Raw genomic sequence first — 4,792 nt, 5'->3', positions numbered from 1 at the left:
GGGTTTGGGCCAGGTAGGCCTCGAGGGCCTCCGGCTCCAGCGCCGCCAGCAACACCCGCCCCATTGAGGTGCAGTAGGCCGGAAGGCGGCTGCCCACCCCCAGGCCCACCGAGATGACCCGCCGGGTGGCGGCCCGGGCGATGTAGACGATCTCCCCACCGTCCAGGATGCTGGCCGAGCAGGACTCGTGCAGCTCGGCGCTCACCTCCTCCAGCACCGGCTGGAGCAGGCGGGGCAAGGGGGTGGAGGAAAGGTAGGCGTGGCCCAGGCCCAGGATTTTGGGGGTCAGCCAAAACTGCTTCCCGTCGGTGGCTACATAGCCCAAAGCGTGGAGCGTGAGGAGCGAGCGCCGGGCGGTGGCCCGGCTGAGGCCGGTGAGGCGGGCCACCTCGCTGATGGTTAGGCGCTCGTGGGCCTCGTCAAAACAACGGATCACCGAGAGCCCCCGGGCCAGGGCCTCCACGAAGAAGCCCTCCGGTTCGCTCCGGGCAGGCTCGGCCTCCAGGGTCGGGGGGTGGACGTTCATGGTGCCTGGCAGTATAGCACACCTCGTTCGCTTTGTGAACATTGTGCGCTATGCGCACAAAATAGACCAACAGGCCCTCTTCCCTACTGGCCCCTTTACCCTTCAGAGCCGATGAGGAGGGACTTAATCCGCAGGATGTGCTGGCTGATCAGGGCCACTGCCTCGGCCTGCCGCCCCTCGGCAATCAGGCGGCAAAGCGCCTGGTGCTCGGCAAAGCTCTGCTCCCGCCGCTCGGGATACCTCTGGAAGATGCGCATGGCGATGCGGTAGAGCACCTCTTGCTGGCGCTCCAGGGCCTGCAGGATGGGCCGGTTGCCCAAGAGGGCCGCTAAAAAGCGGTGAAAAGCCATGTCCGCACGCACCAGGGCCTGGCGGCTGCTCTTGGGGTCGTGCACCACCCGGGCCTGTTCGGCGAGCTGGGCCTGCAGGGCCTCCGCCCGCTCGGGGCTGGGGGCCGCGGCCAGCCCCTTGACCACAAAGCTCTCCAGGGCCAGCCGGAAGTCTATGTAGTCTAGGATCTCCTCAAAGGTCAGGGCCAGCACCACGATGCCCTGCTGGGGGGAGACCCGCACGTACCCTTCGTGCTCGAGCCGGGCAATGGCTAGGCGCACCGGGGTCTTGCTCATCCCCAGCCGCTCGGCCAGGCTTCGCTCGGAGAGAAAGCTGTTGGGCGGGACTTCTTCGTCCAGAATGAGCTGCTTGATGCGCCAGTAGGCCTGCTCGCGCAGGGGAAGGGCGTCGAGTTCCGGGTGCAAGGTCATGGGCGGGCCTCAAAAAGAGTCTAACTCAAATCTCACTGAGATGCCAGTTGCATTTTATTGAGACCTCGGTTATAGTAGCCCCACTTCGGTTACAAACCACAACCCAACCCTGCGGTAAGCCGAAGGTCAAAAAGGGAGGAACCCATGAAACGTTGGTGGATGTTTGCGTTGGCTTTGGTGTTGGCTTTAGGTGGACTGGGGCTGGCCCAACGCTACCCAGTGCGTCCGGTAACCCTAATCGTCCCTTGGTCGGCGGGGGGCTCCACCGACCTCACCGCCAGGGCCCTGGCCCCCATCCTGGAGAAGCAGCTCGGCGCCCCCTTCCAGGTGGTCAACCGCACCGGTGGGGGCGGCGCGGTGGGCCACGGGGCCATCGCCCAGGGCCGCCCCGACGGCTACACCATCGGCATCATCACCCTGGAGGTCATCCTGCCCCCCTGGGTGGCTCAGACCAAAATTGATGCCGAGCAGTTCACCCCCATCTCGCTTCTGGTGCTGAACCCGGTGGCCATCGTGGTGCGCAAGGACGCCCCTTGGCGCAACGCGCAGGAGCTCATCGCCGACATCAAGCAAAACCCCGGCAAGTACAAAGCCTCCGGCACCGCCAAGTGGGGCTCCTACGACTTCGCCCGGCTGGGCTTCCTCAAGGCCATCGGGGCCAAGGAGAACGCCCTGCCCTGGGTGCCCTCGCAAGGGGCCGCCGCCGCCCTGCAAGAGCTTATCGCCGGGGGGGTGAACGTGGCCTTTGTCTCCATCGGCGAGGCCAGCGCCCTGGTCAAGTCCGGCGAGGCCCGCTTCCTGGCCTTCATGACCGACAAGCGCTTCCCCAGCTTCCCCGAGGTGCCCACCCTCAAAGAAGTCGGCGTAGACTGGACGTTTGCCTCCTTCCTGATGGCCGCTGCGCCCAAGTACACCCTGCCTTCGGTGGTGGACATCCTCGATAAGGCTTTCGCCAAGGCGGTGCAAGACCCCGAGTTCGTGCGCTTCATGAACAACGCCAACCTGGTCATCAACCACCTGGACCGCAAGGCCAGCCTGGCCTTCCTGCAGGAGCGCACCCGGGCCATGCAGCAGATCGTGCAGGAGCTCGAGCTCAAGTTCTAGGAGCCCAGCATGGACGCGATGCGGGTCTGGGAACGGGCGGCGGCCCTCTTAGCGGTGGCCCTGGGGGGGCTGGCCCTCCTCCTGAGCCGGAGCTTGCCCCAGATGGAGGGGGGTTACCCCGGCCCCGCCCTCTTCCCGAGCATCCTGGGGGTGGTGCTCCTCCTCAGCGGGCTCGGGCTTTTGTGGCAAGGGCGTCGGGCAAGGGCCCGGCTCCAGGGGGGTGAGGGCCTGGTGCTGCTGGCCCTTTTGGGCCTGGCCCTGGCCCCCTGGCTCCTGGGGCGGCTCGGACTCTCGCCCACCGCCGGGCTCTACGCCGCGGCGGGAGCGCTCATGCTGGGGGCACGCCCCGGGGTGGCCTTGCTCACCGGCGGGGTGGTGGTTCTGCTGGTCTACCTATTCTTCCAGCGCTTCTTGGGGGTGCAAGGGTGAGCTTCCTGAACCCAGAAGCCCTGCTGGCCCTCATCCTGGGCTCGCTGTACGGGGCCATCTTTGGGGCCATCCCGGGCCTCACCGCTACCTTAGCCATCAGCCTAGCCATCCCCATCCTGCTCTTTTTGGGGCCTCAGGTGGCCCTGGCGGCCCTCATCGGCATCACCGCCACGGCCATCTTCGCCGGGGACATCGGCTCGGTGCTGGTGCGGATGCCCGGCACCCCAGCCTCGGCGGCCTACACCGAGGAGCTGCACGAGGTGGCCCAAAAGCGCTCCCCGGCCTTTGCCCTGGGGCTTTCAGCCCTGCCCTCGGCCATCGGCAGCCTGATTGGGCTGGGGTTCTTGGTGGTGGGCTCGCTGGGGCTGGTGGCCCTGGCCAAGCAGTTTTCTTCCTTTGAGTACTTCTGGTTGGTGCTGTTGGGCATCATAAGCGGCGTCCTGGCGGTGCCCTCCATCCTCAAGGGGGCCTTGGCCTTTGGCCTGGGAATGCTCCTGGCCACCATCGGCTACGACCCCGCCCTAGGCCACCCCCGCTTCACCTTCGGCCAGCCCAACCTGCTGGGGGGTATAGACTTCATCGTGGCCCTGATCGCCTTCTTCGGGGTGAGCGAGGTGCTGCACCACCTGCTGCACAAAAACCACCCGCCCCAGGCCCAAACCGAGGGGCTGCGGGGCCGGGGCATCTTCCGGGCGTACTTTCAGGAAGCCGGCCAGTTCTGCTGGAAGGAACGCGGCTCGCTGGTGCGCTCCTCGGTGCTGGGCACCTTTGTGGGCTTTTTGCCGGGGGCCGGCTCGGACATCGCGGCCTGGATTTCCAGCAACCTGCGGCGCATGCGGGGGGGGCGCCCGGAGCAGGTAGCCCTGGATGGGACTACCGCCAACAACGCCGCGGTGGCCGGGGCCTGGATTCCGGCCATGGCCCTGGGGCTGCCCGGCGACACCCTTACCGCCATCCTGCTGGGGATGTTCCTGGCTTTGGGCATTACCCCCGGCCCCGAGCTTTTCAACAAGCACGGGGCCTTGGTGACGCAGATTTACCTGGCCTTCTTCTTGGTGAGCGTGGTGGTGATGCCGCTGGGCGGCTACCTGAGCGCCCTGATCGTGCAGAACCTGCTCCGCATTCCCATGCGGGTGCTGATGGGGGCGGTGCTGGGGCTGTGCGTGGTGGGGGCCTATGCCGTCAACAACAACCCCTTTGACCTCTACTTGCTGGCGGCGCTGGGGGCTTTGGGCTTCATGCTGCGCCAGGGAGGCTTCCCTTTGGGCCTGGTGGTGCTGGGGATGGTGCTGGGGCCCCTGCTCGAGCAGCACTTCATGGTGAGCATGATCAAGACCCACTGGAACCTGCTGAGTTTCTTTGAGCGGCCTTTGGCCCTGCTCCTGGCTTTTTTGAACGTGGTCATGGTGGTAGCGGTGTTGGGCTTCCGCCGGGGCTGGTGGGCCTCGCTGCGCCTGCCAGCGGAGGAGCGTGCCTGATGCGCGCGGTGGTTTTGGAGGACTTTGGCCGCTTGAGCCTGCAGGAGCTACCTCCCCCGGCGGAGGGAGGGGTGCTCCTGGAGGTGGCGGCCTGTGGGGTCTGCGGAAGCGACCTGAGCGTCTACAAGGGCAGTCCGGCCATGCGGGCCCGCTGGCGCCCGCCGCTGGTGCTGGGGCACGAGATCGCCGCCATCGTGCGGGAAGGCCCGCCGGACTGGGTGGGCCGGGCGGTGGCGGTGAACCCTCTGGTGGCCTGCGGACGTTGCGATTTCTGCCGCCGGGGGCTTTCCAACCTCTGCACCGAGCGCACCAACGTGGGCTTCCACTATCCGGGGGGCTTCGCCCAGCAAATCCGGCTGCCCCTGGCCCAGCTCTATCCGCTGCCCGAGGGGCTGCCCCTCTGGAGGGGGACCCTGTGCGAGCCGCTGGCGGTGGCCCTTCGGGCGGTGGAGCTGGCCGGGCCCACGCTGGGGCGGCGGGCTTTGGTGCTGGGC

Annotated in this window: 6 protein-coding genes; 4 read left to right on the top strand and 2 right to left on the bottom strand. The window is 67.1% G+C overall.

The annotated features are described in order from the left end of the window. Together Mlute_RS14095 and Mlute_RS14090 are read right to left on the bottom strand one after the other, a co-directional pair. Positions 1–526: IclR family transcriptional regulator domain-containing protein (locus Mlute_RS14095; RefSeq protein ID WP_119361204.1), on the bottom strand; the 526-nt coding region annotated here is incomplete at its 3' end. Between the two features lie 95 nt (positions 527–621). Next, positions 622–1,287, bottom strand: coding sequence for a GntR family transcriptional regulator (locus Mlute_RS14090; RefSeq protein WP_119361203.1), 666 nt, complete (start codon positions 1,285–1,287; stop codon positions 622–624). A gap of 144 nt (positions 1,288–1,431) precedes the next feature. Here Mlute_RS14090 and Mlute_RS14085 point away from each other — a divergent pair, with 144 nt between their 5' ends. The 4 genes from Mlute_RS14085 to Mlute_RS14070 all read left to right on the top strand — a co-directional run. After that, a complete protein-coding gene (locus Mlute_RS14085; RefSeq protein WP_119361202.1) occupies positions 1,432–2,391 on the top strand; it encodes a tripartite tricarboxylate transporter substrate binding protein in 960 nt (319 codons plus the stop codon). A 9-nt stretch (positions 2,392–2,400) separates the two neighbouring features. Beyond that, positions 2,401–2,820, top strand: a complete 420-nt coding sequence (locus tag Mlute_RS14080) for a tripartite tricarboxylate transporter TctB family protein (RefSeq protein ID WP_245958997.1) — start codon at positions 2,401–2,403, stop codon at positions 2,818–2,820. After that, a complete protein-coding gene (locus Mlute_RS14075; protein WP_119361201.1) occupies positions 2,817–4,298 on the top strand; it encodes a tripartite tricarboxylate transporter permease in 1,482 nt (493 codons plus the stop codon). Before Mlute_RS14080 ends, Mlute_RS14075 begins: the two co-directional genes overlap by 4 nt. Beyond that, a partial coding sequence (locus tag Mlute_RS14070; RefSeq protein WP_182482582.1) for an alcohol dehydrogenase catalytic domain-containing protein occupies positions 4,298–4,792 on the top strand: 495 nt, incomplete at its 3' end. The genes Mlute_RS14075 and Mlute_RS14070, both read left to right, overlap by 1 nt.

It is taken from the genome of Meiothermus luteus (genome assembly GCF_003574085.1).
Classification (GTDB): Bacteria; Deinococcota; Deinococci; order Deinococcales; family Thermaceae; genus Meiothermus; species Meiothermus luteus.
This window is presented reverse-complemented; position numbering and strand designations above follow the sequence as displayed.

What these genes read in the sequence shown, in the direction of transcription:
- Mlute_RS14090 (WP_119361203.1), bottom strand. Translation starts at nt 1,287, where the DNA reads ATGACCTTGCACCCGGAACTCGACGCCCTTCCCCTGCGCGAGCAGGCC.
- Mlute_RS14085 (WP_119361202.1), top strand. Translation starts at nt 1,432, where the DNA reads ATGAAACGTTGGTGGATGTTTGCGTTGGCTTTGGTGTTGGCTTTAGGT.
- Mlute_RS14080 (WP_245958997.1), top strand. Translation starts at nt 2,401, where the DNA reads ATGGACGCGATGCGGGTCTGGGAACGGGCGGCGGCCCTCTTAGCGGTG.